The following is a 19,758-nucleotide window of genomic DNA, read 5'->3' on the forward strand; positions in this document are numbered from 1 at the left end:
CTAGAATACACCAGATATACTAAAGAGCGACTTTTGTAAACTCAATAACAGTTCTTTGAAGGCAAAGGAGGTAAGGCAACTTGGCCAGAAGACGGAAGCGGAAGAGCCGGCGGCGTCTCGAAGGACGCAAAATCCTTGAGTGCGTACCTCAATATAGCATCGAAAGTGGCGAAGATAAACCTGTGACAGCGGCACGAAAATTTATTCAAGCCAAGGGGATCACCCCACCCGCTTTACTTCTTGTTAAGCGGAATGAGCACACCACCGATCGCTACTTCTGGGCAGAAAAGGGCTTGTTTGGTGCGCAGTACGTTGAAGAAAACCACTTTTTATTCCCTAGCCTAAGGGAACTGGCAGAAGAGAAAATGGCAGCCACGACTCGTTAGGCTGTTTTTTTACAAACGTCTGTTTTATTGAGGAGTCAGGATCTGTTCTTGACTCTTTTTGCTTTGGTAGTGAGAGGATCTAGGGTGTGGTCTAAAGATTTGATCTTTTTACGCCATTTACTTATGGCAATTTGGAAACTGTCCCCTACAATAGAAATAGCGGAGACGCACGTTTCCGTTCACTCCTCACACCACACCCCGCCTGGACAGTTATTGGTTCGGGCGGCTTCCTTTTAGATATGAAATGGAATACCGCATTTATCATCAAACTACCTACACCTACAGCGCCCCTGTTGCCCTTGCCCCCCATGATTTACGCTTGATCCCGCGTAGTGATGGCCACCAACGCCTGCGATCGCTCTCCCTCCAAATTTTACCAACTCCCCAAGGCCAAAGTACTGTCCTCGATGTCCATGGCAATCACATTCAACGCTACTGGTGGTCACCACAGCCCACCACCTCCCTGATGATTCAGGTCACCTCTGAAGTAGAAACCTATTGCGACAACCCCTTTAACTATCTGCTTGACTCGTGGGCAGTCACCCTCCCTTTTAACTATCCGCAGCGACTGGCAACTAGCCTGCATCCCTATCTATCACCGTCAGTGGATCCTGTTGCCTATGAATTGGCTTGGCAAATTTTAGCCAGTGGCGATGGCAGTGTCCTCACATTTCTCAGTGACCTCAATAACAAAATTTACCGTATCTGTCAGCACCAAATTCGTGAAACCGGTGCCCCTTGGCCCCCCTGTGTGACTTGGGCAAAACAAATGGGTTCCTGTCGCGATACGGCCGTCTTGTTTATCCATGCCTGTCGGGCTGTGGGCTTAGCGGCGCGGTTTGTCAGTGGCTATCAGGAAGGAGACTTGGATAATCCTGAACGGCACCTCCATGCTTGGGTAGAAGTGTATTTGCCGGGGGCAGGCTGGCGCGGCTATGATCCCACCCACGGCCTAGCGGTGAGCGATCGCCACATTGCCCTTGTGGCTGCCGCTGATCCGGCAGATGCTGCCCCCATTCAAGGTGCCCTGCGGGGACAGGGGGTGACCTCAACCATGACCTATCAACTACAGATTCAGCGCCTCTCCTAAGTATGGAAGAAAAAGGCGGTGCCGAGAATCCCATAGGTGGCCAACAGCAGCGCCCCCTCTAGCCAGTTGGAGCGGCCATCTAGGCTAATCACATTAGCAATCACGACCGCAATAATCACCGTCACCACTTCAAAAAGACTAAAGTTTAAATCCATCGGCTGACCAATAAACTGGCCAATCAGCACCAGCACAGGTGCCACCAAGAGCGCCACCAAGAGGGATGAACCCAAGGCGATGGACACGGACAAATCCATATTGTTTTTCAGGGCAACCCCCACCGCAGTCACATATTCCGCTGCACCACCCACCAACGGCAAGAGGATGACCCCAGTAAATAGGGGCGTTAGACCCAAGCCCTCCGTTGCTGCTTCAACTGCGCCGACAAAAATTTCTGACTCAAAGGCTACGCCAATCGTGGCAATCATTAGAACCGTGATCCACAGGGGCAGGTTCGGCTTTTCATGGTGCCCCGCTTCGTCCCCCAGTTCCACCTGGCTGACATCGTAAAGATAGCTGTGGGTTTTCAAAGAAAAGAGTAACGTTAGTCCATAGACCAGAATCAGAATGATTGCGGCCACGACTGACATTTTGGAAATTGCGGTTGGCGGCACACTGCTGGAGGTGTAAATGACCATTGCCGGTAGGAGAATCGCGGCGATCGCCACCGTCATCGAGGAAGCATTCACCCGTGCCACCACTGGGGCAAAGGATTGCTCCTTGTAGCGAATGCCCCCCAGCAGCATGGATAACCCCATCACCAGCAAAAGGTTCGCCATCAGGGTGCCCGTAATACTGGCTTTGACAATATCCACTAAACCCGCTTGCAGCGCCACAATAGCAATAATCAGTTCCGTTGCATTGCCAAAGAGGGCATTCAAGAGGCCACCAATGGTTGGTCCAGTGGCCAGAGCCACCTCCTCCGTTGCGGTGCTCAACCAAATCGCCAAGGGCACGATCGCCAGTGCCGCCAAAACAAAAACCGTGAGGGCGCCCCATTCCAATTTTTCAGCAGCAATGGAGAGGGGAATGAACACCAAAAAACCAATCGAAACCAGTCGCTTCATGGGGGCACCCCTTACATGGTGAACGGAGAAAAATCTCCTCTATCCTAGCCTGCGGTTTGATGAATCCAGCCCAATTCGTGGGCAATGATGCTGATGCCTAACCACTGCGCAGGATCACTCGCTGATTTTGGCGGGCAACAAGGGAGAGGGTGAGAGGGCCAGCGGTATAAACGGACGTGGGGGTGACCGCGCTAATATCAATCGTCCCTTGGTGATCTTTGAGGTCGAGGACAAATTTCACCAGCTCAATTTGGCGAAAGGAGCCAACACTGCCAGTGACCGGATCTGGGAGCACGCCAGAGGCGATCGCCCGCTGATTACTGACCGTAAACAACTGATCCAAGCGTTGCAAAATTTGCTCATCGGTCATCTGGCTCGGATCCAAGGAAATGGTAGCCAGATTCTCACCCTCGCGGAAAACCTCCTGATTGCGCGCCACTTGGGGCACTACAAGAATATTGCTTTCTCCCTGTAGATAATTGGCCGCAGCTAAAATGCGCACCACATAGGGCTGGCCATCACTAATTTGGCTGCGCAGGCGGTTCACGTCTTCGGTGGTAATTTGAATCACCTGATCCGTTGGTTTTAGATTCTGGGGATTGTTGAGGACAATGGCATTGCGCCGCGCTTGCCGCAGGAGTTCTTCAATGACTTGGGTGGCTTGAGCCGAATCTTTGACATTTTGAATCACCGCAGAGGCCAAGACTTGCCCCGTGCGAATGGCGATCGTCCCCCGCCGTAATCCTAGCAAAAGGATGCTCACGTTTTCCTCAAGGCGTTGGCGACTGGCCTCAAGGGCAGCAATTTCCTGCTGAAGCGTGCGCTGTTGATTCCGTAACACCTGCTGCTGCTGATTGGCAACGGCCAGTTGATCCTGAATGCGATCAATCTCTGCTTGGAGACGATCCTTTTGACCTTCCACCTCGGCAAGGCGCTGTTGAGCCGTGCGAATGGCGGTTTCTAGGGCTGCTTTTTGGCCAGCCACATCCTCGAGGCGGCCTTGGATGGCTTGTCGCTCCCGTTGCAAACGCTGAATTTCTTGCCGCAGGCGTGCCCCTTGGGCTTCAAAGTTTTCGAGGTCTTTTTGGGCTTGGGTGTAGCGGTCTTGAAGTTGCTTGAGTTCTGCTTCTGTGAGGGTTTGACGATTGACGGCCTGCTCTAGGACTTGGTTGGTTTGACTAAGGCGTTGGCGAATGTTGGCCAGTTCAATTTGGGATTGTGCCAGTTCCGCCTCAATTTCATCCTTTTGGGCACGGGTTTCGGCGAGTTCTTGTTCCGCAGCCGCTTGTTGACGGCGAATCGTATCAATGCGCAGCACGCCATCGCGCAATTCACGGCTGAGGGCAAAGAGGATGGCAAGGGTGGAGGCAGAAATTAAGCTGCCTGTGAGAATGGTAATCAGGACAGCCGTCTGGCGAGGCCGCAAATTAAACCAGCTCAATCGGGCTTTGCCCACTTTTGAGCCTAGGCGATCGCCCACTGTCGCGATCGCGCCCCCAAGAATAATCACGGCCAAGACCAGAACATACCCAGCCATATTTCGGGTACTGCTGCCACTCCCCAACTATACTTTCTACAGTATGTGCCGATGCTGCCCCCTATAACGGTTTGGGCAAATCACTTTGACTGAAATCAACCGATGCCAAAAATTGCTACTTGGAACGTCAACTCAATTCGCACCCGCCTTGACCATGTGTGCCACTGGTTAGACACCACTGGAGTGGACTATCTCTGTCTTCAAGAGACCAAAGTCACAGATGCTGAGTTCCCGCGTCAGCCCTTTCTGGATCGTGGCTATCAAGTTTATTGTAGTGGCCAAAAGGCCTACAACGGGGTGGCCATTCTCAGTCGTCAGCCCCTTGCGGGCGTAGAAGCAGGCTTTGCCCCCCAATTACCCAGTCACAGTGAGTTGGATACGCAAAAACGACTGATTCGCGCCCAATTAGCTCCTGATGTCACCTTGGTAAATGTCTATATTCCCAACGGCGGAGAGTACGACAGTGAGAAATACCACTATAAGCTGCACTGGTTAAAAACCCTCCATGTCTATCTCGAGCAGCTCACTGCCCAAGGGGAGGTGATTCTCTGTGGTGATTTTAATATTGCTCCAGAAGATAAAGACCTTTTTGATGCCAGCGATCGCGCCACAAAAGTGGGAGCCACCGATGCCGAACGCAACCTGTTAGCGGCCATTCGCGACCTTGGCTTCCACGATGCCTTTCGCCACTTTACCGAGGCGCCTGGGCACTACTCTTGGTGGGATTATCGCACTAATGCCTTTCGCCGCAATCACGGCTGGCGCATTGATCACCTCTACATTACCCCTGGCATCAAAGCCTGTGCCTGCAACTGTTATATTGATACTGCCCCTCGGCGGTTAGCGAAACCCAGTGACCATGCACCGGTGGTTTTAGAGATTGAAAAGGGGCTGTACAGTGGGCTGGCGCAGCCACTCGGTTAAATCCTGAACCCCTTGGCCGTAGGTGAGATCAAAGGTCAGCGGTGTGATACTAATCAGATTTTGGGCAATGGCTTCCACATCCGTGGGGGCTTGATTGGGGTCTTGGGGATATTCTTCAACCACTTCACCAGCGAGCCAGTAGTAGGTTTTGCCGCGAGGGTCAATGCGCTTCTGGAACAGGTCATGGTAGCGGCGAATCCCCTGTCGTGTAATGACAACGCCAGCAATTTCACTGGCAGGCAGAGCCGGCACATTCACATTGAGGAGCATCTTTGGGGGCAGGGGGGCGGTTTCCAGTGCCTTGAGCAGACGACTGGCAAAGTCAGCGGCTGGCTGAAAGTCATGAACTGTGAAACTGGTGAGGCTAATGGCAATACTGGGAATTCCCTCAATCACCCCCTCCATGGCAGCAGACACCGTGCCGGAGTAAAGAATATCCGTGCCGAGGTTGGAGCCTTGGTTAATCCCAGAAACGACAAAATCTGGGGGTGCCTCTAGGAGGGCACCAAGGGCGAGTTTGACACAGTCGGAGGGGGTACCGGAGCAGGCCCACGCCTTAATACTAGGGTGAAAGCGATCGCTAACGACTTCGGCGCGAATCGGATCAAAGACCGTGAGGCTATGCCCTGTAGCAGAGCGTTCGCGATCCGGACACACAACCACGACTTCATGGCCAGCGATCGCCAGCGTATCTGCTAACGTCCGAATGCCGGGGGCAAAGACCCCATCATCATTGGCAATGAGTAACCGCATTTCCTGCCCCCTGAATCGTGAAGTATTGGCAAAACATTACAGTTGATTGCAAATCGCAACACCCTCCCTGAGAAATGTTAACCTCTAAAAGGGTTAAGTGACGCACCCCACCCTGCCGAACAGTTTGAACGCACCATTCCTGACATGACCGCCTTTAGGGATTGATAGGATCTATGGAACGCCTACTGAACCATCAGTTGAAGGAGAACACTGTGTCTGTGCATCAAAGTCATCCGTTACTCCGTGAAGACCTCAGCGAATACGTTGCCCATTTGCAACTGCACATGGCACTCCAAGCGCGCAATTTGGTGCCTGCCCTGAAACACACCAGCGACAGCCGCGAGCAACTTCTCCATCAAACCCAAGCCACCTTTGAGAAGCACGTCTCCCGTCAAAGCTATATTGGCTAAAGCAATTTTTCTCTGTGCTCAAAAATTAAAACCTATGATATCTAAGCAGGAGTGATCTTGCTGCTTTTTGCGTTGGTTAGGGGAGTTGCTCCTCTCACCACTTTGAGGAACGATCGCAACAGAGTACACTAGGGACGATATTGCTATTTGTAACACTCTTGCCAGCGTTCTCAGGAGGTTTTATGGCGCGGACAGAGTCCACGATGCTTGCCCTTGGTACTGTTGCTCCCGATTTTCAGCTGCCCGATGTGGTGAGTGGGCAAACGATTTCCCTCAGTAGCTTTGCCGATAAGAAAGCCCTACTGGTGATGTTTATTTGTCGCCACTGCCCCTATGTAAAACACGTCCAAGAGGAATTGGCGAAGCTGGGGCGCGACTACAAAGACACTGGCCTAGGAATTGTTGCCATTAGTGCCAATGACGCTGCCAACTATCCCGATGATGCCCCAGAGTCCCTGAAGGCGATGGCCACTGAACTAGGGTTTACATTTCCGCTTTGTTACGACGAGAGCCAAGAAACGGCCAAGGCTTACACGGCAGCCTGTACACCCGACTTCTTCCTCTTTGATGGCGATCGCAAGCTTGTGTATCGCGGACAGCTCGATGATAGCCGCCCCCAGAATGGCTTACCGGTGACTGGGAAAGACTTGCGTGCAGCCATTGATGCCGTGTTAGCTGGTCAAACCCCCAGCGAGGATCAAAAACCGAGTCTTGGCTGTAATATCAAGTGGAAACCGGGGAATGAACCCGCCTATTACGGCTAATGTTGGAAAGGTAAAGAGAGGGGCACTTTTATTGCCGCTTTTGAGTCGTTAACCTACTGTTATATCAATGCCAATGGGTTTGGCTGTATTGACGCGATTTGTTTTTTAGGTGTGAGCAGTGAATAACCAACTTTTTTCGCCAGTGCGAATGCAGCCAATGGGGGCTGCCCTGAAAACGGTAGCAGTGGCAATGGCAACCGTGGCGATCGCCCTCGGTCCTTTGAGTCCCAGTCGTGGCCAAGAAGCCCCCACGCCTCCTGAAAACCAACCTGCGGAAACTCCAGCATCCCCAACGCCACCAGCGGCAGAGCCTGCGCCTGAAAGCCCTCCCGCAGCAACCCCAGCACCGCCCACCCCGCCGCCTGTGAGTCAGCCCCCCGCTGATGAACCCCAAGTTCTGATTGCGGAAGTGGTGGTTGAAGGCGCCACACCCGAACTTGAACAATTGGTGTATCAAGTCATTCGCACTCGCCCTAGCAGTACCACCACCCGCACGCAACTACAAGAGGATACCAACGCCATCTTTGCTACGGGCTTTTTTGCTGATGTCAATGCCGTCCCCAGCGATACCCCCCTCGGTGTGCGGATTACATTTGTCGTGCGCCCCTATCCAGTACTGCGAGCCGTTCAAGTAGCGGGCAATCAGGTACTCACCCCAGAAAAGGTCAACGAGATTTTTGCCCCGCAAATTGGTCGCACGCTCAACCTCAGAGAGCTACAGTCTGGCATTGAGCAAATCAACCGGTTCTATAGGGACAATGGCTATATCTTGGGGCAGGTGGTTGGCACCCCCCAAGTGGATCCCGATGGCGTCGTGACGTTGCAGGTGGCTGAAGGGGTGGTTGAAGCGGTCACCTATCGTTTCCTTAATAAAGAAGGAGAGCCGACAAAACAGCGTACCCGTGACTTTGTGATTAGCCGTGAAATGGACACCCAGCCCGGCGTTGTCCTCAACCAAAATACTGTGCAAGCAGATTTGCGACGCCTCTTTGAACTGGGACTCTTTGAAGATGTGCAAGTTGCCCTTGAACCGGGTCAAGACCCACGCAAAGTGAACCTAATTCTCAATATCAGAGAGCGCAATACGGGCAGTATTTCCGCTGGGGCGGGGTATAGTTCCGCTGCAGGGCTATTTGGCACAGTGGCATTCCAACAAAACAACCTCTTTGGTCGCAACTGGAAATTTGGTGTTGAAGCCCAAGGGGGGACTGAAGGGGAGTTTCTCTTTGACATTAACTTTACCGATCCTTGGATTAAGGGGGATCCCTACCGCACCTCCTATACCGTGAGTGCCTTTAACCGCCTGACAGTGCCCACCACCTTCACCAATGGCCCAATTGATGTTCGCTTGCCCAATGGTGACTTTCCGCGGATTAACCGCTTGGGGAGTGCCGTCTTCTTTACGCGACCCTTTACGAAGGATCGGGATCAGATACGCACCGCTTGGACCGGTTCCTTGGGGCTGCAATATCAGCGGGTTACCTCCCTAGACAGTGGTTTTAGCCGCTTTAATACGGATGCTTTAGGCAACTGCTTAACCTTTCCAGACAATGGTGTTTGCCGTGGTTTTAATGACCTGTTTACGGTGCAAGCAGCAATTCTGCGGGACTTGCGTAATGATCCCCTGCGGCCGACGAGTGGCCAAGTGATCCGTTTGGGGGTAGATCAGTCGCTTCCTATTGGGGCGGGCAATATTCTCATGAATCGGGTGCGGGGCAGTTATAGCTTCTATATCCCCGTGAAGTTTCTGCGGATTGAGGGGCCACAAACCCTTGCCTTCAATATCCAAGCGGGCAATATTTTTGGTGATTTGCCCCCCTATGAATCCTTTACGATTGGCGGTGCCAACTCCGTGCGCGGTTGGGAAGAGGGGGCGATCGGCTCCGGGCGCGCCTTTGTGCAAGGGACAATAGAGTATCGGTTCCCAATTTTTAATATTGTTGGTGGCGCCCTCTTTGTGGATGGAGCCAGTTTGCTCGGCACCCAACGCAGCGTACCCGGTCAGCCGGGGATTGTGCGCGGTAAACCCGGCGAGGGGCTAGGCTATGGCGGCGGCCTGCGGGTGAATACCCCCCTAGGCAATATCCGCATTGACTTTGGCTGGAATAATGAAGGGGGCAGCGCCTTCAGCTTTGGCATTGGCGAACGCTTCTAGGAGAAATACCCATGGTAACGACCTCTGTACCAACGGCACCGACTGCAACTGCACAGCAAACTCTTGGAAAGGCTGCCCAATGGTCAGGGGTAGGTTTGCATTCTGGTCAATTAGTTGAAGTGACCTTGAAACCCTCACCCGCCAACACGGGACGGCACTTTGTGCGCCTTGATCTGGAGGGACAGCCCGTGATTCCTGCTCAGATTGATGCGGTTCAATCCACTCAGTTGGCAACGGAGTTGGTCGCCAATGGCGCCAGTGTGCGCACGGTTGAACATCTCTTGGCAGCGCTGGCGATCGCTGGTATTGATAATGTCACGATTGAGATCACAGGCGCTGAGGTGCCGGTGCTCGATGGCTCGGCGCAACCTTGGTTAGAAGGCATTCAAAGGGTCGGTGTTGTCCCTCAGGAGATTCCTCGGCCAGCAGTCATCTTGAAGGAACCTGTCACCATTTACGAAGGGGCAGCCTTTGTCAGTGCCATTCCTGCTCCTGAGCTGCGCCTCACCTATGGCATTGACTTCCCCTATGCGGCGATTGGTCGCCAGTGGTGTAGCTTTACCCCTTCAGAACTAGCGGTGGCCGTTGCCCCTGCCCGTACCTTTGGTTTTGCCGAACAAGTGGAGTATCTGCGCAGCCAAGGCCTGATTCAGGGGGGCAGTTTAGAGAATGCTCTGGTGTGCAGTGCCAGTGGTTGGGTCAACCCGCCGTTACGCTTTGCCGATGAACCCGTTCGCCACAAGTTACTCGATCTTTGGGGAGATTTAGCCCTCCTAGGGACACCCCCCATCGCGCATTATGTTGCCTATCGGGCGAGTCATCATCTGCATACCCAATTGGCACGGGCGATCGCCCAACAGATGGTTTAGTAGAAAACCATTCTCCCCTATGATTTGTGTATATCTTTGATGTGCAGCCGACACCTACCCCTATGCCAACGTTGACTGACTCCCCACCGACCACTGTGCTGACGGTTACCGATCTTCAGCAGTTGCTTCCCCACCGCTACCCCTTTTTGCTGGTGGATCGGATCATTGACTATGTGCCAGAAAAGTATGCCGTGGGGCTGAAAAACGTCACGATCAACGAACCCTTTTTCCAAGGGCACTTTCCCGGTCGCCCAATTATGCCGGGGGTGCTCATTGTGGAAGCCCTTGCCCAAGTGGGAGGGGTTGTCCTGATGCAGATGAACTGGGCAAAGGATAAGCTTTCTGTGTTTGCGGGCATTGATAAGGTGCGCTTTCGCCGTCCCGTCGTCCCCGGCGATCAGTTAATCCTGCGGGCCGAGCTTCTTGTTGTCAAGCAGCAGCGCATCGGCAAAATGCAAGGACGGGCTGAGGTGAATGGTCAATTGGTCTGTGAGGGCGAGATGATGTTCTCGCTGGTGGACTAGTCACAATCAATGATGCAAACACTGATCCATCCTACTGCTGTCATTCATCCCAGTGCCGAGCTACATCCCACAGTTCGGGTCGGCCCCTATGCCGTGATTGGTGAACAGGTGCGCGTTGGTGCCCATACCGAAATTGGTGCCCACGTGATTATTGAAGGGCCAACGGAGGTGGGGGTAGGTAATCGTATCTTTCCGGGAGCGATCATCGGCACGGCTTCTCAGGATCAAAAATATACGGGTGCCAATAGTGCCCTGCGCATTGGTGACTACAACACGATTCGCGAGTTTGTGACGATTAACCGCGCCAATGGTGAAGGGGATGCCACGATCATTGGTAACCATAATCTACTGCTGGCCTATGTCCATGTGGCCCATGATTGTGTGATTGAGGATCAGGTGGTAATTACGAATGCGGCCTCGATCGCTGGCCATGTTTGCATTGAATCAAAGGCCCGCATTGGCGGTATGGTGGGCATTCATCAGTTTGTCCATATTGGTCGCTTGGCAATGGTGGGAGCCATGGCACGGGTAGATCGGGATGTGCCCCCCTATATGCTGGTGGAAGGTCATCCGGCGCGGGTTCGTGCCCTCAATCAGGTGGGACTGCGGCGGGCAGGCGTCACAGACGCAGAAATGCGCGACCTCAAGGAGGCGTTTCGGATTCTCTATCGTCGTGAGTTACCTCTTGCCCAGGCGATCGCCCAATTAGCAACCCTACCCCCTTCTGAGTATTTAGAGCATCTACAGCGCTTTTTAGCCTATGCCCGCGAAGAGGGACGGCGCGGCTTAACCCCCAGTGGCCGGGCGACAACGGATTAAGTCTCTAGTTGCCACTGACTCAACGCCATGCCTGCTGTGGTGCTTGTCCATCCCCAAATTCCCCCGAATACAGGCAATATTGCCCGCACCTGTGCTGCCACCCACACACCACTGCATCTGATTGAACCCTTGGGCTTTGAACTCAGCGATCGCTACCTCAAGCGAGCTGGTCTTGATTACTGGCCCTATGTCACCTTGCACTGCCACCCCGACTGGCCGACGTTCCTCAAAACCACCCATAGCGGGGGGCGTCTGATTGCCTTTGAGCCTTCAGCCCAACAGATTTACTGGGACTTTAGCTTTGCTGAGAGTGATTGGCTGATCTTTGGCAGCGAACCCGATGGCATCCCCGCCGAAGTCTTAGCGACCTGTGACGCCTTTTTGAAAATTCCCATGTGGCAGCCGGCGGTGCGCAGTTTGAATCTCTCGGCTTCGGTGGCGATCGCCCTCATGGAAGTTTACCGCCAACTCTATTCCTCAACTGCTTGATGACCGAATCACTCCCCCTTGATGATTCCCATATTTTAGACAACGGCTGTATCTGGTACTTTGCCTACGGCAGCAACCTCTGTACCGCCCAAAAAAAACGTCGCATCGGTACCGTCCCCACTGCTGAAGTTGCTGAACTGCGGGGCTATCGCCTTGTGTTCAATAAACGCAGTAATGATGGCACTGGCAAAGCAAATGTTGTCCCTGATCCTCACCCTTCTGTTTGGGGTGTGATTTATCGCTGCACAGAAGCAGACATTGAACGCTTAGATTTTTACGAAGGTGTTAAGTGGGGACATTACCGTCATGAATTTGTTAGAGTCATAACGTCCACGGGTCAGGCGATAACAGCTCTGACTTATGTGGCAGGGGAGGATTTTATTGATGAAACCCTGTGGCCTTCAGCCGACTATTTAGAGACAATTCTCCAAGGGGCAAAGGAGCATGGGCTTCCTGTTGAGTATGTTGCTGAGCTGTGGCAGTGGAAAAATCGAATATGAATACCTCATCATCTTCCAGTGCAGTTGCCACTAAACCCCCACAAACTGAGAAACGGCGCCGCATTTTTCGGATAGTGCGGATTGGCTTGGGGGTGACGCTCATTGGCTTAGCGGTCTATCTCCTCTGGTGGCGACAGCGGAATGTGGTCAGTCGGGTCGGCTACCTCAATGGCACAATTATTACCCTCTATGCCACGATCCCCGGCACCCTAACCCTAAAAGACTTACGCCCCGGCGAACGCCTGAATGCCGGTACGGAAATTGGGACGATTCGCAACGATCGCAATCCCCAACTGGAAACCGATCGCCAGAACCTTGAAACTCGACTCAATGTCGCCTTTTCCCAACAACGGGGACTGCAACAGAAACGCAACAGCCGTATGGCTCTGATTTCTCAACTCGATCGCTATCAGCAGAGTCAGCAAACCCTTGAAGTTCGCTTTGCCCAAGAGGCAGTGCAGCGTACCCTAGGCGAACTGCGCCAAGCCCAAGAAGCTCTGGCCATTGCCCGCATTGAAGCCGATCGCTATACCAGCTTAGTGGAAACAGGGGCTGTGGCGCGCCAACTCGCCGATGAAGCCGTTTCCCGTGCCAAGCAAGCAGCGAAATTTGTTGAGAGTAAACAGGCCGAACTGCGCCGCCAACAAACAGCCCTACAAGCGGCTCGCCAAGGATTGCAACTGGATGCTTCGCGTACTTTTAGCTTTCCCCAAATCCGCCTCATTGATTTAGAAACTGAACTGGTTGATATTGATGTTGAACTTTTGGCAGTGGCCACAACGATTGCCGAGTTACGCCGTGAAATTGCCAATATCAAACAGCAACTCTCCCTGCAACGCCTTGCCCCCGTGAAAGTACCGACGACCGCAGTGGTTTGGTCAGTGATCCACAAAACAGGGGATTTGGGTATTCCCCTGACCGCAGGGGATCCGATCGTTAAAATTCTCGACTGTAGCGATGTTTGGGCAACGGGCTTGGTGGCGGAGCGGGATAATCCTCGCCTGCGGGTGGGTCAGGAAGCAACAGTGCGCTTATTGGATGGGAGCGATCGCCGGCTAACGGGGATTGTCCGTGCCATTCGCGGCGGGCCAGGTAAAGTCGAAGTGGGTGAAAATGTGGCTGTGCCCCCTCCCGACTTGGTACGTAACGAACTGGCAGTTGACGTTCAACTGAACAACCTACCTGAAGACTTAAGCGCTGAGCGTTTCTGTGGTGTGGGTCAAAGTGTTGAAGTGATCTTTGGAAGCTAAATCATGCGCCTCAAGTCGTTACAAGCCGATGGCTGGCTTTTGATCCTAGGCTTTCTCGGCCTTCTAGGGGTACTGCTGTGGCAAGTCGATTGGCGAGATTTGCTGCCGAATCTTGTCGGTTTTTGGCAGGGCGGACAAGCCATCATGCGCCCCCAAGGAACCACACTTGAGGCTTTACTGCTGCCGGCGTTTGTCTGGTTGGCAATCACGTTTCTCCTAAAGGAACTCTCCCCTAAACCGACCTTCTGGTCACGGCTGATTGTCAGTGTGGGTCTTGCCCTATTGGGGATTCGCTATGAACTCTGGCGCCTGTTGAATAGCCTCAACTTGGATGATCCCCTCAATGGCACGATCTCCGTCGTTCTCTTTTTGGCAGAATTGCTGACAGTTCTCAATAGTGTGGCCTTTTTCTTTCACTGTATTTTCTCCATTGACCGCACACCCGCAGCCGATCGCCTCAGTCAAGCAGTGATTCGCGGTGAGTATCTGCCTTGGGTGGATGTGATCTTGCCGACCTACAACGAAGGGGTGGATATTTTGCGGCGTTCGGTGATTGCCTGCCAAGCCATGGACTACCCCAACAAGCGGGTTTACCTGCTCGATGATACCCGTCGGCCAGCGGTGCGTGCCCTAGCTGCAGAACTCGGCTGTGAATATCGCGATCGCCCCGACAACCGCCATGCCAAAGCAGGGAACATTAACCATGCGCTGCCCACCCTTAGTGGTGAACTCATAGCAGTCTTTGATGCTGATTTTGTCCCCAGCCGCAACTTCCTCACCCGCACCGTTGGCTTTTTCCAAGATCCCAAGACGGCAATGGTGCAGACGCCGCAGCATTTTTTCAATGAAGACCCCGTTGCCGTCAATCTCGGCCTTGAGGGCATCCTCAACAATGAGCAAACCCTTTTCTTTCGCTTTATTCAGCCCAGTCGTGACTACTGGGACTCCGTTGTCTGCTGTGGTACCTGTTTTGTGATTCGCCGTAGTGCCCTCGATGAAATTGGTGGCATTCCCACAGACAGTATCACCGAAGACTACATGACAACCATTAAGCTGCAAAGCCTTGGCTATCGCGTCAAATACCTCAATGAAGCCTTGGCGGCGGGGATGTCCCCGGAGACGATTAGTGCCTACATTAACCAACGGCTGCGCTGGGGGCAGGGCACACTGCAAATGCTCTTTTTGGGGGGCAACTTTTTCACTGCCCCTAATCTGCGGTTAACGCAGCGCCTCTCCCATTCCTTGAGTATTATCTACTGGTTTCTTTCCATTCCGCGGGTGATCTTTCTTTTGGCACCGTTGGCCTTTTTGCTCTTTGGTATTGCTCCCTTGCGAGCAACGGTGAACGAGATTCTTTACTTTTACTTTCCCTACTATCTGGGGAATATCATGGCCTTTTCATGGCTCACCGAAGGTCGCCGCTCCGCTTTTTGGTCGGATGTCTATGAAACGATTATTGCCTTTCCGATGGCGATCACGGTGATTCGCACGCTCATTAGTCCGAGGGGTAAAACCTTCAAAGTGACCCCCAAAGGGGTGGTGGATCCCCATCGCATCAATATCAACTGGCCGCTGATTCGTCCCCTGATGATCATTGCCATTTTGACGATTGTTGGCCTGATCTGGCGCAGTTCTCCCCTGCAGGATACGATTGTCAACCCCGATAGCTTGGCGGTAAATATCGTCTGGTCAATCTATAATCTGTCGCTGCTGTTGGTGTGTATGCTGGTGGCTATTGATGTACCGCAGCGCCGTTTTACTCGCTTTCTGCGGGCTGAACCCTGTGAACTCATTGTTGGGGGCGATCGCTACGTCGGGCAAACTGTGGATATTTCTGAAGAGGGCGCCCGCTTACAAATCCGCCGCTGTGACACTTGTCAGGAAAACCATGCTTCGCCGCAGGGATTAGGAACCTACAGTGCCCAATTTCGCCTCTTGCCTCCTAGCGAACTCGCAGATCTATGGCTCTCGGCAGAGCTGCGCTGGCACGATCAGGAGCGCCTGATTCAACTTCAGCAGGGGGCGAGCAGCAACCCTGTCGAAATGCGAATTCGCTTTGTGGATCTATCCTTGGCAGAGCACCGTCGCCTGATCCCCTACCTCTACTGCCAACCGGGACAATGGGATGAAATTCGTGTGCCTGAAATCAAAACCGCTTGGGCAATGATTCAAAGTGTCTTTCGCCTGCATCCCCTTGCCGAAAGTCGCTAGCCCATTGTTGAATTTTTGCTTTAATTTTTCGGTATAGGCTTAGTTTTGCTAAAGCATTGGGTACACTAGAGGTAAGTTCCCTAAATGGATTAGCACCATGGTGAAAAATTACATCTGTCCCATTCTTGTCAAGCCAAAGCGGCCATATTTTTTAGCCTACGAATTCGCTGCAATTATTCTAGGCAGTCAGAAATTTTGCTGATAATTAATCTTGCATTTAGAAGCGTTGTTATTCATCAAATCAATTAATACCACTGCTACATCCAAGACTCATTGATCAAAGCATTGAAAATAGTTGAAATCTAAAGAGTTGCTCACCCGATCGTAATTTTGAGGTCGTGGCGTTGTTCAACTCTGAGTGAGTACAGGATGTAGAGCCTCATCCCAACTGACTGTGTTCCCATGAAGCTACTTGAAACTAACAACCTATCCCCTAGGGTTTCTCAGCCATCGAGGCCGCCTACGCCACAGGCACCTGCGCGATCGCGACGTATTAGCCCTGATCTGTGGCTTTTACTGTTGGGCAGTGGCGCATTTCTGGCCGTCCTGCTGAGTCAACTGGATTGGCAAAACTTTCTACCCAACTTAGTCGGTCTTTGGCACGAGGGGAAAGCACTGCTGCGGGCTGACGGCACGACGCTTCAAGCACTCCTATTGCCCACACTAGTCTGGATTGCCATTACGTTCTTCCTGAAGGAGATCTCCCCCAAGCCCAATTTTTGGTCGCGTTTAATTGTGGGTTTGGGGCTGACCCTGTTGGCACTGCGGTATATCCTCTGGCGTTTTTTTAACAGCCTCAACCTAGATGATCCCCTCAATGGCACGATTTCGATTCTGTTATTTATCGCTGAACTACTGACCCTAACAAATACCATTTGCTTTTTTGCCCTGTGTATCTTTTCCAAAGACCGCAGCCCTGAGGCCGATCGCCTAAGCCAAGCCGTGATTCGGGGTGAGTATTTGCCTTGGGTGGATGTGATTCTGCCCACCTACAACGAAGGGGTGGACATTTTGCGGCGTTCAGTCATTGCCTGCCAAGCCATGGACTACCCCCACAAGCGCATCTACTTGCTGGACGATACCCGCCGGCCGGCGGTGCGTGCCCTAGCTGCAGAACTCGGCTGTGAATATCGCGATCGCCCCGACAACCGCCATGCCAAAGCCGGTAACATTAACCATGCACTGCCCACGCTCACGGGGGAGTTGATTGCCGTCTTTGATGCCGACTTTGTGCCGAGTCGCAACTTTCTCACCCGCACGGTGGGTTTTTTCCAAGATGCGAAAACGGCAATGGTACAGACCCCCCAACACTTTTTCAATGAGGATCCAGTGACTGTGAATCTAGGGCTAGAGGGGATTCTCAACAACGAGCAGACGCTGTTTTTCCGCTTCATTCAGCCCAGCCGCGATTTCTTTAACGCCGTTGTGTGTTGTGGCACCTGTTTTGTGATTCGCCGTAGTGCCCTCGATGAAATTGGCGGCATTCCCACCGACAGTATCACCGAAGACTACCTCACCTCACTCTATTTGCAGGGGCGTGGTTATCAGATCAAATACCTGAATGAAGCCCTCTCAGCAGGAATGTCGCCAGAAACCATCAGCGCCTATATTAACCAGCGATTGCGGTGGGGACAAGGTACCCTGCAAATACTGTTCCTCAAGGACAACTTTTTTACCATTCCTAACCTCAACTTCCTGCAGCGTTTTTACCATAGCCTTGGCGTGCTCTATTGGCTGCTGTCGATCCCCCGCGTTATTTTTTTGCTGGCGCCCTTGGCCTTTTTGCTCTTTGGGCTGGCGCCGCTGCGCGCCACAATTAACGAGGTAGTGTACTTTTACTGTCCCTACTATTTGGGCAATATCATGGCCTTTTCTTGGCTCACCGAAGGCCGCCGCTCCGCCTTTTGGTCCGATGTTTATGAAACCATCATTGCCTTTCCCATGGCCATCACAGTGATCCGCACCCTGATCAGTCCTAGGGGCAAAACCTTCAAAGTCACGCCCAAGGGGATTGTGGATCCCCATCGCATCAATGTTAATTGGCCAGTCATTCGTCCCTTGTTAATCATTGCCGCTCTGATGATGTTTGGTCTCATTCGGCGGAGTTCGCCTTTGCAAGAGACGCTGGTCAATCCCGATAGTTTGGCCATTAACATGGTCTGGTCTAGCTACAACTTTCTCTTGATTTTGGTCTGTGCTCTGGTGGCCATTGATGTGCCGCAGCGACGACATCCGCGGTTCCTGCGTTCTGAACCCTGTGAACTCATCGTTGGGGACAACTGCTATGGCGGACAAACGGTTGACCTGTCTGAGGAGGGGGCACGAATACGTCTCAATAGGTTGCCGGCGGCGTTGTTAGATGACCCCCGAGGCGAACTGCACTTTCTGGCGCCGAGCCCTTTGGTCTACTTGCGCTTACCGATCCAACTGCGGTGGTCAAGAATGGTTGCGTTAGGAAAAAACGCCACGGCTTTAGAGATTGGTGTGCAGTTTCTTCCCTTTTCTTTGCCAAAGCAACGTCGCTTTATTCGTTATCTTTACTGTCAACCCGGCCAATGGGATGAAGTTCGTGTGCCTGAGATTAAAACCGCTTGGGCAATGATTCAAAGTGTCCTTCGCCTGCATCCCCTCGCCGAGAGCCGCTAACCATTGAGAAGGGTGAGGAGATTTTGAATCGCCATACTAGTGGCGCGAACTGCGGCTTGAACGTTGGCATTCTTTGGCTCGACTTGCAGCAGATAGGCCAAGCTGGATTGGAGATAGGTTAAGGCCATCTGAATGTTGGGATCAATGTGCTGGTAGGTTTGGGGCGGGTAGGGCTGACCATAACTGGGATGGGCATAGCCAACGGAGTGCTCGTAGTTGGCCGCTGGATACCCTTGGGAATAGTCATAGTTGGGGTGGGGATAGCCCACAGAATGCTCGTAGTTGGCCGCTGGATACCCTTGGGAATAATCATAGTTGGGGTGGGGATAACCCACGGAATGCTCGTAGTTGGCCGCTGGATACCCTTGGGAATAATCATAGTTGGGGTGAGAATAGCCGACGGCGTGCTCGTAGTTGGCCGCTGGATACCCTTGGGTGGCTTCAACCGGTTGCGCAGGCTCAGGGGGCGTTGAAACTGTTGCTGCAACCGCAGGTACTGGTGGCGCTGACGGCAAAATGACGGCGTGATCTTCTTCCTTCTCCGGTTCGCCAGCAGGGGAGTCAATTGGCGTTGATGGGGTGCTACTGGCCTTGGCAGCCATAATTTCCGTAGCATCGAGGATTTGGGTGGGGGCGCTGTCAATGTCTCCCATGCGTTCTCCCCGTTTGTAGGCACTGATCTGACTGGGACTCTCGGCGGTGTCTTTTTCCTCTTTTTTCAGCCACACCAAAAAGTCAGAGGCACTGTAGGTGGCTTCCCCGCCCAAGGTACGAATGGCAACAAAGCCATTGGCCGCATTGACGCTTTGAATGGGATACCACGTACCCCGATAGAGAATCATCGCATCCATCCCAAGGGAGTTACCCCCTGTCAGAGCGCCGCGTCGCTTACCCCGTGCCCAGCGGTCTTTCCACAGCACTCCCGCTTCGGTGTACTGGATCACATAGCCTTCGGGAACGGTGCGATGTTCGTAACGTAAAAATCCGGGGGTTTGAGCCACACCGACTTGGAAGATACCATAATCCACCATTACCTCTTGAATTAGAGGCCGATAGGGCGATGCATCCCGTACTTCAATGGCAAGGGTAGGGGCATCTGTTTTCACCCGTGCAACGATGCCATCTTTGTAGGAAATCAACTGAACTTCATCAAAGGTTGTTTCTACGCGCAGGTGCCGATTCGAGAGCATTCGCGAATTTTTCTGAATTAAGTCTTTAATAAATTGGTCTATTAATTCGCGATCGCCCATAGTTTTTGCTTTGAATCACGGCAAGAAGACTACCAGCCACTGGGCCTACGGGACGTGCACCTTTCCTTTCATTATATTCCCTGTGAATTTCTTTCTATCAAGGGCATCGCTGAATGG

At 52.7% G+C, this 19,758-nt stretch carries 19 protein-coding genes; 15 read left to right on the forward strand and 4 right to left on the reverse strand.

The genetic code is table 11. The annotated features are described in order from the left end of the window. Window positions 1-80: 80 nt before the first annotated feature. Entirely contained in the window at window positions 81-386 is a 306-nt protein-coding gene (locus QYC28_RS07440) for a DUF3155 domain-containing protein (protein ID WP_149819587.1), read from the forward strand. A 244-nt stretch (window positions 387-630) separates the two neighbouring features. Then, the gene (locus QYC28_RS07445) at window positions 631-1,476 is read left to right on the forward strand and encodes a transglutaminase family protein (protein ID WP_149819589.1); all 846 of its coding nucleotides are present in this window, start codon (window positions 631-633) and stop codon (window positions 1,474-1,476) included. On the opposite strand, the gene cax is transcribed toward QYC28_RS07445, so the two are convergent. Together cax and QYC28_RS07455 are read right to left on the reverse strand one after the other, a co-directional pair. Next, the gene (gene cax, locus QYC28_RS07450) at window positions 1,473-2,540 is read right to left on the reverse strand and encodes a calcium/proton exchanger (RefSeq protein WP_149819592.1); all 1,068 of its coding nucleotides are present in this window, start codon (window positions 2,538-2,540) and stop codon (window positions 1,473-1,475) included. The two genes, QYC28_RS07445 and cax, sit on opposite strands and share 4 nt — an antisense overlap. A gap of 97 nt (window positions 2,541-2,637) precedes the next feature. Further along, window positions 2,638-4,077, reverse strand: a complete 1,440-nt coding sequence (locus QYC28_RS07455) for a DUF3084 domain-containing protein (protein ID WP_149819594.1) — start codon at window positions 4,075-4,077, stop codon at window positions 2,638-2,640. A 102-nt stretch (window positions 4,078-4,179) separates the two neighbouring features. On the opposite strand from QYC28_RS07455, the gene xth reads away from it, so the two are divergent. Then, window positions 4,180-5,001 carry an exodeoxyribonuclease III gene (gene xth, locus QYC28_RS07460; protein ID WP_286625174.1) on the forward strand — a complete coding sequence of 274 codons (822 nt, stop codon included), beginning with the start codon at window positions 4,180-4,182 and terminating at the stop codon, window positions 4,999-5,001. Here xth and surE read toward each other — a convergent pair. After that, window positions 4,951-5,754, reverse strand: coding sequence for a 5'/3'-nucleotidase SurE (gene surE / locus QYC28_RS07465; protein ID WP_286625175.1), 804 nt, complete (start codon window positions 5,752-5,754; stop codon window positions 4,951-4,953). The genes xth and surE overlap by 51 nt on opposite strands. Before the next feature lie 173 nt (window positions 5,755-5,927). Between surE and QYC28_RS07470 the strand changes: the two genes are divergently transcribed. From QYC28_RS07470 to QYC28_RS07525, 12 genes are all read left to right on the forward strand, one after another. Then, a complete protein-coding gene (locus QYC28_RS07470; RefSeq protein ID WP_149819600.1) occupies window positions 5,928-6,164 on the forward strand; it encodes a hypothetical protein in 237 nt (78 codons plus the stop codon). A gap of 182 nt (window positions 6,165-6,346) precedes the next feature. Further along, window positions 6,347-6,928, forward strand: a complete 582-nt coding sequence (locus QYC28_RS07475; RefSeq protein ID WP_149819602.1) for a thioredoxin family protein — start codon at window positions 6,347-6,349, stop codon at window positions 6,926-6,928. Window positions 6,929-7,046: 118 nt separating this feature from the next. Then, entirely contained in the window at window positions 7,047-9,083 is a 2,037-nt protein-coding gene (locus QYC28_RS07480) for a BamA/TamA family outer membrane protein (RefSeq protein WP_302679236.1), read from the forward strand. A gap of 11 nt (window positions 9,084-9,094) precedes the next feature. Further along, window positions 9,095-9,952: a UDP-3-O-acyl-N-acetylglucosamine deacetylase gene (lpxC, locus tag QYC28_RS07485; RefSeq protein WP_149819606.1), complete on the forward strand. Its 858-nt coding sequence runs from the start codon at window positions 9,095-9,097 to the stop codon at window positions 9,950-9,952. A gap of 62 nt (window positions 9,953-10,014) precedes the next feature. Then, window positions 10,015-10,476: a 3-hydroxyacyl-ACP dehydratase FabZ gene (fabZ, locus tag QYC28_RS07490; protein ID WP_149819609.1), complete on the forward strand. Its 462-nt coding sequence runs from the start codon at window positions 10,015-10,017 to the stop codon at window positions 10,474-10,476. Between the two features lie 12 nt (window positions 10,477-10,488). Further along, a complete protein-coding gene (gene lpxA, locus QYC28_RS07495; RefSeq protein WP_190278326.1) occupies window positions 10,489-11,295 on the forward strand; it encodes an acyl-ACP--UDP-N-acetylglucosamine O-acyltransferase in 807 nt (268 codons plus the stop codon). Window positions 11,296-11,322: 27 nt separating this feature from the next. Continuing rightward, the gene (locus tag QYC28_RS07500; protein WP_149819613.1) at window positions 11,323-11,784 is read left to right on the forward strand and encodes a tRNA (cytidine(34)-2'-O)-methyltransferase; all 462 of its coding nucleotides are present in this window, start codon (window positions 11,323-11,325) and stop codon (window positions 11,782-11,784) included. Beyond that, entirely contained in the window at window positions 11,784-12,284 is a 501-nt protein-coding gene (locus QYC28_RS07505; RefSeq protein ID WP_302679237.1) for a gamma-glutamylcyclotransferase family protein, read from the forward strand. Before QYC28_RS07500 ends, QYC28_RS07505 begins: the two co-directional genes overlap by 1 nt. Beyond that, window positions 12,281-13,534 carry an HlyD family secretion protein gene (locus QYC28_RS07510; RefSeq protein WP_302679238.1) on the forward strand — a complete coding sequence of 418 codons (1,254 nt, stop codon included), beginning with the start codon at window positions 12,281-12,283 and terminating at the stop codon, window positions 13,532-13,534. Before QYC28_RS07505 ends, QYC28_RS07510 begins: the two co-directional genes overlap by 4 nt. A gap of 3 nt (window positions 13,535-13,537) precedes the next feature. Next, complete coding sequence (locus tag QYC28_RS07515) at window positions 13,538-15,745, forward strand: glycosyltransferase family 2 protein (RefSeq protein WP_302679239.1); 2,208 nt, start codon at window positions 13,538-13,540, stop codon at window positions 15,743-15,745. 412 nt (window positions 15,746-16,157) lie between these two features. After that, a complete protein-coding gene (locus tag QYC28_RS07520; RefSeq protein ID WP_286668559.1) occupies window positions 16,158-16,298 on the forward strand; it encodes a hypothetical protein in 141 nt (46 codons plus the stop codon). After that, on the forward strand, window positions 16,265-18,391 hold the full coding sequence (locus QYC28_RS07525; RefSeq protein ID WP_302679240.1) for a glycosyltransferase: 2,127 nt from the start codon (window positions 16,265-16,267) through the stop codon (window positions 18,389-18,391). The genes QYC28_RS07520 and QYC28_RS07525 overlap by 34 nt, the downstream gene beginning before the upstream one ends. Here QYC28_RS07525 and QYC28_RS07530 read toward each other — a convergent pair. Continuing rightward, on the reverse strand, window positions 18,388-19,641 hold the full coding sequence (locus QYC28_RS07530; protein WP_302679241.1) for a hypothetical protein: 1,254 nt from the start codon (window positions 19,639-19,641) through the stop codon (window positions 18,388-18,390). The two genes, QYC28_RS07525 and QYC28_RS07530, sit on opposite strands and share 4 nt — an antisense overlap. Window positions 19,642-19,758: the final 117 nt, after the last annotated feature.

It is taken from the genome of Thermosynechococcus sp. HY596, from assembly GCF_030518715.1.
In the GTDB taxonomy this organism is placed as follows: domain Bacteria; phylum Cyanobacteriota; class Cyanobacteriia; order Thermosynechococcales; family Thermosynechococcaceae; genus Thermosynechococcus.

Excerpts from the sequence above, each read along its gene's own strand:
- QYC28_RS07445 (WP_149819589.1), top strand. The coding sequence starts at position 631 with ATGGAATACCGCATTTATCATCAAACTACCTACACCTACAGCGCCCCT.
- cax (WP_149819592.1), bottom strand. The coding sequence starts at position 2,540 with ATGAAGCGACTGGTTTCGATTGGTTTTTTGGTGTTCATTCCCCTCTCC.
- QYC28_RS07455 (WP_149819594.1), bottom strand. The coding sequence starts at position 4,077 with ATGGCTGGGTATGTTCTGGTCTTGGCCGTGATTATTCTTGGGGGCGCG.
- xth (WP_286625174.1), top strand. The coding sequence starts at position 4,180 with ATGCCAAAAATTGCTACTTGGAACGTCAACTCAATTCGCACCCGCCTT.
- surE (WP_286625175.1), bottom strand. The coding sequence starts at position 5,754 with ATGCGGTTACTCATTGCCAATGATGATGGGGTCTTTGCCCCCGGCATT.
- QYC28_RS07470 (WP_149819600.1), top strand. The coding sequence starts at position 5,928 with ATGGAACGCCTACTGAACCATCAGTTGAAGGAGAACACTGTGTCTGTG.
- QYC28_RS07475 (WP_149819602.1), top strand. The coding sequence starts at position 6,347 with ATGGCGCGGACAGAGTCCACGATGCTTGCCCTTGGTACTGTTGCTCCC.
- lpxC (WP_149819606.1), top strand. The coding sequence starts at position 9,095 with ATGGTAACGACCTCTGTACCAACGGCACCGACTGCAACTGCACAGCAA.
- fabZ (WP_149819609.1), top strand. The coding sequence starts at position 10,015 with ATGCCAACGTTGACTGACTCCCCACCGACCACTGTGCTGACGGTTACC.
- lpxA (WP_190278326.1), top strand. The coding sequence starts at position 10,489 with ATGCAAACACTGATCCATCCTACTGCTGTCATTCATCCCAGTGCCGAG.
- QYC28_RS07500 (WP_149819613.1), top strand. The coding sequence starts at position 11,323 with ATGCCTGCTGTGGTGCTTGTCCATCCCCAAATTCCCCCGAATACAGGC.
- QYC28_RS07505 (WP_302679237.1), top strand. The coding sequence starts at position 11,784 with ATGACCGAATCACTCCCCCTTGATGATTCCCATATTTTAGACAACGGC.
- QYC28_RS07510 (WP_302679238.1), top strand. The coding sequence starts at position 12,281 with ATGAATACCTCATCATCTTCCAGTGCAGTTGCCACTAAACCCCCACAA.
- QYC28_RS07515 (WP_302679239.1), top strand. The coding sequence starts at position 13,538 with ATGCGCCTCAAGTCGTTACAAGCCGATGGCTGGCTTTTGATCCTAGGC.
- QYC28_RS07530 (WP_302679241.1), bottom strand. The coding sequence starts at position 19,641 with ATGGGCGATCGCGAATTAATAGACCAATTTATTAAAGACTTAATTCAG.